The sequence below is a fragment of the Streptomyces phytophilus genome (assembly GCF_013870535.1).
Lineage (GTDB): Bacteria > Actinomycetota > Actinomycetes > Streptomycetales > Streptomycetaceae > Streptomyces > Streptomyces phytophilus.
In genome coordinates this window covers 1-3,674 of the sequence record NZ_JACBXC010000590.1, presented here as the reverse complement: position 1 = coordinate 3,674, position 3,674 = coordinate 1, and the positions used below count along the sequence as shown (strand labels likewise).

Below are 3,674 nucleotides of genomic sequence, written 5' to 3'. Positions count from 1 at the left end.
GTTCCTGGCGCCGCCGGTCGCCGCCACCATGTCGTTCGTCTTCCTGATGAACCCCGTCCCCGGCCCCGTCCGCGGCTCCGTCCCCCGCTCCGTCACAACTGGCGCTTGCTGATCACCTGGTCCGCCAGCCCGTACGCCACCGCCTCCTCCGCCGTGAACACCTTGTCCCGGTCCGTGTCCGCGCGCAGCGTCGCCACCTCGTGCCCCGTGTGCCGCGCCAGCACCTCCTCCATCTGCGTCCGGATCCGCAGGATCTCCTTCGCCTCCAGGCTCAGGTCCGACACCGTCCCGCGCCGCACGCCGCTCGCCGGCTGGCCCAGCAGCACCCGCGCGTGCTCCAGTACGAAGCGGCGCCCCTTCTCCCCGCCCGCGAGCAGCACCGCCGCCGTCGACGCCGCCTGCCCCACGCAGAACGTGGAGATGGGGGCGCCGACGAACGTCATCGTGTCGTAGATCGCCATCAGCGAGGTGTACGAGCCGCCGGGTGAGTTGATGTAGATGGAGATCTCGGTGCCGGGGCTCGCCGACTCCAGGTGGAGGAGCTGGGCGATGACGACGTTCGCGACGCCGTCGTCGATCTCGGTGCCGAGGAAGATGATCCGCTCCGAGAGCAGCCGGCTGTAGATGTCGTACGCGCGCTCGCCGTGCGCGGTGCGCTCGACGACGTTCGGGATCGTGTACTGGCTCATGGTCACAGCCCCATCCGTCGCTTCGAACCTGCCGGGCGGATGTCGGTGAGCGACTCGACGACCTGGTCGACCATCCCGTACTCCTTCGCCTGCTCCGCCGTGAACCACCTGTCGCGGTCGCCGTCGCGCGAGATCGTCGCCTGGTCCTGGCCGGTGTGCTCGGCCAGGAGGCGTTCCATGAGCGTCTTGCTGTACTCCAGGTTGTCCGCCTGGATCTCGATGTCGGCCGCGCTGCCCCCGATGCCCGCGGAGGGCTGATGCATCATGATCCGCGCGTGCGGGAGCGCGAAGCGCTTGCCCTTGCTGCCGACCGTGAGCAGGAACTGGCCCATGCTGGCGGCGAAGCCCATGGCGAGCGTGGCCACGTCGTTGGGGATCAGCCGCATCGTGTCGTAGATGGCGAGGCCGGCGTGGACGGAGCCGCCGGGGCTGTTGACGTAGAGCGCGATGTCGGTGCGCGGGTCCTCGGCGGAGAGCAGCAGGAGCTGCGCGCAGACGCGGTTCGCGGAGGCGTCGGTGACCTCGGTGCCGAGGAGGACGATGCGCTGGCCGAGGAGCTGGGCGGCCAGGTGGTCGTCGAACCTCGACGGGGGCGGTGCTCCCTCTTCGTCCTCGGCGCGCGGTGTCAGGGCCGACGGCCGGGCTGCGGTGCGGGGCGGTGGTGTCATCGTGCCTCCCTCGTGGCTTCTTGCTTTCTGCTTCCTGCTTCCACGGTCGGCGGGATGCCGTGTGAAGGGGAGGGATCTTTGCCCGGGGCAGATTCGCCCTCGGCAGAAGGGCATAAGGCGGCTTCGGCGTCGGGTTCGGGAAACGACCTGTGTCCAGCCGGTGAAGAAACTGCCGACGACCAGCAGCACGCGGCGGCGGGTGCGCGCCGGGGGCGTACGGAGGTGCGCATCGGGGTGCGTTCCCGGGTGCTTCCAGTACTTCCAGTGCTTCCGGAGCGCTTTCCGCGGTACGCCCCCGGGCCTCAGGGGCGGGCCGCGGTCGCGCCGGGGCGGCCTTCGCGGCTGCCGGAATCGTCGCGCTCTGTCCTCATGCCGCCCCGTCCCCCGGCGGCGTTCTTCCCGTACCCTGCCGCCTGTGCCGGGCAGTTGCGGGCCCGGTGCCGCACCCCGTGCCCCGTACCCCGCGGTCACCCCCGCGTCCCGTACGACCTGCCCGTACCGTCGGCGGACCGCACGGCACCCGGACCGCTCCGGCCGCCCCCCTGCGGAACCCGGCGGAGTTGTGGTGGCGGCGTGACGATTCTCATCCGCCGTCCCCCGGGCAACGGGGGACCGTAGAATCCTCTCGTGGCACGGCCACCGGCGCGCACGCGGCGCGTACGGGCCCGCAGGAGGGCGCGTACGGCAGGCGCGACGGCGTGCGGGCCGGCCGCGGAGCACAGCAAGAACGGTCGTCGAGGAGGAAGTTCGTCGTGAGCAGCAGGCCATCCCGAGGCGCTGCTCGCCTCGCCGCCATACTCGACGCGCTCCCCGACGCGCTGCTCCTCGTCGACACCAACGGCACCGTCGTCGCCGCCAACCGCGTCGCGCTGGAGACCTTCGAGCGGCCCGGCGCCGCCGTCGTGGGCCGCGGGCTCCTCGACCTGCTGCCGGACTTCGACCCGCAGCTCATCCCCGGTTCCATGCGCCGCCCCCGCGGCGACTCCACGGGGTCCGTCGCGCCCGACGCGGGGATGCGCGCCGAGGAGCGCACGAAGCCGCTGCGCATGGCCGCCCGCCGCACCGACGGCAGCGGCTTCCCCGCCGAGGTCACCAGCGCGGACCTGGAGGACGGCCCCGGCGGCGAGTCCCCGTACGCGCCCGGGCACCACTACACGGGCGACGAGCTGCTCATGCTCGTCGTACGGGACCTCACGGGCTCGGCGGAGATCGAGGCCGAGCTGCACCGGCAGCGCCGGCAGACCGAGATGATCCTGCGCGCCGCCGCCGAGGGCATCGTCGGTACGGACACCACCGGCAAGGTCGTCCTCGTCAACCCGTCCGCCGCGCAGATCCTCGGCTACCGCGCCAGCGAACTCGGCGGCTCCGACCTCCACCCCCTCATCCACCACTCCCGCCCCGACGGCACTCCGCTGCCGTACGAGGAGACCCCGATCGCGGACACCCTGCGCTCGGGGCGCAAGCACCGCGTACGCGGCCAGGTGCTGTGGGGAAGCGACGGCCAGCCGGTGCCGGTGGACATGACGACCGCCCCGGTGCGCGACGGCGACCAACTCGTCGGTGCCGTCCTCGCCTTCACCGACCGGCGGCGGCGCGACGCGCTGGAGGCGCGGCTCGCGCAGCTGCAGGCGGTCCTCGCCGTCGCGCTGCGCAGCCCGCTCGACACCCTGCGCGCGGAGCTGAACACCCTCGTCGACGACCCGGCCGGGCAGCTCTGGCCGGAGGCCAACCAGACGCTGCGCCACCTCTCCGCCGGGTACGGGCGGATGACCGCGCTCATCGACGGCGTCCTCGACTTCCAGCGGCTGGACTCCGGCAAGGAGCGGCTGGCGGTGGAGACGGTGAACGTCGAGGACGTGGTGCACGCCGCGACCGAGGGCGCGGACGAGCTGATCGGCCCCGGGCGGGCGCAGTTCGTGGTGCACGCGCCGCAGTTGGAGATCGAGGCGGACGGACGGTGGCTGGCGCTGGCGCTGGCGCACCTGATCGCGGAGGTCGCGGGCGTCGACGCCACGGGGCAGCGGACCGCGGGGGCGTCGGACGCGCCGGTGGTGGTGGCGGCGGCCCGGCGCGGGGATGTGGTGCGGATAGAGGTGCAGGGGCCGCGGGGGGTCGGCGGGTCTGCTTCGGGTTCTGCCGGTTCTTCGGGTTCTTCGGGTTCTTCCGGTTCCCGGGGTGCGGGGGGTTCGGTGCACGAGCCGCTGGCGCGGGGGGTTGCCCTCCTGCACGGTGGGATCCTGCAGACGCACGAGGTGCCGGGGCAGAACGGCGGTGCGTACCTGCTGGAGGTGCCGGGTTGGCGGAGGTCGCGCGGCGG

The 3,674-nt window shown here is 73.0% G+C and carries 3 protein-coding genes; 1 reads left to right on the top strand and 2 read right to left on the bottom strand.

Annotated features, from left to right (window positions below; genetic code table 11):
- Positions 1-92: 92 nt before the first annotated feature.
- Positions 93-689: a ClpP family protease gene (locus H5J30_RS21830; protein ID WP_181789083.1), complete on the bottom strand. Its 597-nt coding sequence runs from the start codon at positions 687-689 to the stop codon at positions 93-95.
- A gap of 2 nt (positions 690-691) precedes the next feature.
- The gene (locus H5J30_RS21825) at positions 692-1,357 is read right to left on the bottom strand and encodes a ClpP family protease (protein ID WP_181789082.1); all 666 of its coding nucleotides are present in this window, start codon (positions 1,355-1,357) and stop codon (positions 692-694) included.
- 752 nt (positions 1,358-2,109) lie between these two features.
- Between H5J30_RS21825 and H5J30_RS21820 the strand changes: the two genes are divergently transcribed.
- Positions 2,110-3,674 (top strand): PAS domain-containing protein (locus tag H5J30_RS21820; protein WP_181789081.1); only part of this gene is annotated, 1,565 nt, incomplete at its 3' end.